The sequence below is a fragment of the Chromohalobacter sp. HP20-39 genome, assembly GCF_033052815.1.
Classification (GTDB): domain Bacteria; phylum Pseudomonadota; class Gammaproteobacteria; order Pseudomonadales; family Halomonadaceae; genus Chromohalobacter.
In genome coordinates this window covers 1-554 of the sequence record NZ_JAWHTP010000064.1, presented here as the reverse complement: position 1 = coordinate 554, position 554 = coordinate 1, and the positions used below count along the sequence as shown (strand labels likewise).

Genomic DNA, 554 nt, shown 5'->3' with positions numbered 1-554 from the left:
CATCCCAGCGATGAAATGCAGGTTCGTGCCGCGCTGCAGGTAGTCACCGACCTGCGTGAGACGGCCGTCGATCAGGCAGTACCAATACGGCTTATCCGGCAGATTCGGCTTCGTGTACGTCCAGTCCTGGGCGTTGAATGAGGCATTCAGGCTGGCGACCTTGTTGGTCAGCGGGTTGGCGGTGCTGGCCGGGCGGTAGACGTCATAGACGTAGCCGATCCGCTTGGCCGACTTCGCGTAGCCTGCGTAAATCTTGGCTTGCAGCTTGGCTGCGTCCATCTTTGCTCCTATGCGCGGCAGACGCTGATGCCACCATTGCCCAGAATCGGACCAGGCGCAAAGCCAATGAACTCGCACAGCCGGCGGCGCCACGAATCGAAAAGCCTGTCTCGATCACGCTGCTCGTTCGGGTTGTGCTTCCAAACGGCCGCCTGGTCGGTGTCCAGGTTGTCACTCGCGGTCGGGATGGCCGACTCAAGCGTGTAGAGGTTCGTCAGGTACGTATTGATCAGCACCGACTCCTCGCTTGCTGAAAGCGTAGTCAAACGCTGGTG

2 protein-coding genes are annotated in these 554 nt (G+C 60.1%); both read right to left on the bottom strand.

Features of this window, described 5'->3' with window-relative positions; genetic code table 11:
• Nucleotides 1-279: hypothetical protein (locus tag RVY79_RS16895; RefSeq protein WP_317465630.1), on the bottom strand; the 279-nt coding region annotated here is incomplete at its 3' end.
• Between the two features lie 8 nt (nucleotides 280-287).
• Nucleotides 288-554 (bottom strand): hypothetical protein (locus RVY79_RS16890; RefSeq protein ID WP_317465629.1); only part of this gene is annotated, 267 nt, incomplete at its 5' end.